At 55.8% G+C, this 1,193-nt stretch carries 1 protein-coding gene; it reads right to left on the bottom strand.

Annotated features, from left to right (window positions below; translation table 11 throughout):
• On the bottom strand, window positions 1-1,191 hold the full coding sequence (gene tuf, locus KIK84_RS16445) for an elongation factor Tu (protein ID WP_214124207.1): 1,191 nt from the start codon (window positions 1,189-1,191) through the stop codon (window positions 1-3).
• Between the last annotated feature and the right edge of the window lie 2 nt (window positions 1,192-1,193).

Here is a 1,193-nt window from a genome sequence, read left to right as displayed (position 1 = left end):
TTAAGCGATGATTTTGGCGACCACGCCAGCGCCCACGGTACGGCCACCTTCACGGATAGCGAAACGCAGACCTTCTTCCATAGCGATAGGAGCGATCAGCTTCACAGTGATGGAGACGTTGTCACCAGGCATCACCATTTCCTTGCCTTCTGGCAATTCGATCGCGCCAGTCACATCAGTTGTACGGAAGTAGAACTGGGGACGGTAGTTGTTGAAGAATGGGGTGTGACGGCCACCTTCGTCCTTGGACAAAACGTAGACTTCACCGGTGAAGTGGGTGTGGGGCTTGATGGAGCCAGGCTTGCACAGCACTTGACCGCGTTCGACTTCTTCACGCTTGGTGCCGCGCAGCAAGATACCAACGTTGTCGCCCGCTTGACCTTGGTCCAGCAGCTTGCGGAACATTTCCACGCCAGTGCAGGTTGTCTTTTGGGTGTCGCGGATACCGACGATTTCGATTTCTTCGCCGACTTTGACCACGCCACGCTCAACACGACCTGTCACCACGGTGCCACGACCAGAGATGGAGAATACGTCTTCCACAGGCATCAGGAATGCGCCGTCCACAGCACGCTCAGGGGTGGGGATGTAGCTATCGAGTGCTTCGGCCAATTTCAAAATAGCGCCTTCGCCCAGTTCGCCTTTGTCGCCTTCCATGGCCAGCTTGGCAGAACCCTTGACGATGGGAGTGTCGTCGCCGGGGAAGTCGTACTTGGACAGGAGTTCGCGAACTTCCATCTCGACCAGTTCCAGCAATTCAGCGTCGTCCACCATGTCGCACTTGTTCAGGAACACGATGATGTAAGGAACGCCCACTTGGCGAGCCAACAGGATGTGCTCGCGTGTCTGGGGCATGGGGCCGTCAGCAGCAGAGCAAACCAAAATAGCGCCGTCCATTTGGGCAGCACCAGTGATCATGTTCTTAACGTAGTCAGCGTGTCCGGGGCAATCTACGTGGGCGTAGTGGCGGTTGGCTGTTTCGTATTCAACGTGGGCAGTGTTGATGGTAATGCCGCGTGCTTTTTCTTCAGGAGCCGCATCGATTTGGTCGTATGCCTTGGCTTCGCCGCCGAACTTGGTTGCCAGCACGGTAGTGATAGCAGCTGTCAGGGTTGTCTTGCCGTGGTCAACGTGACCGATCGTACCAACGTTGACGTGGGGCTTGGTACGCGTGAATTTCTCTTTTGCCATTT

Origin of the sequence: Curvibacter sp. CHRR-16, assembly GCF_018474005.1 — a bacterium.
In the GTDB taxonomy this organism is placed as follows: Bacteria; Pseudomonadota; Gammaproteobacteria; order Burkholderiales; family Burkholderiaceae_C; genus Allorhodoferax.
Note: the sequence above shows the minus strand (reverse complement) of the source record. Positions and strands in the feature narration are given on the sequence as shown.

Coding starts and splice junctions, on each gene's coding strand:
- tuf (WP_214124207.1), bottom strand. CDS start 1,191: ATGGCAAAAGAGAAATTCACGCGTACCAAGCCCCACGTCAACGTTGGT.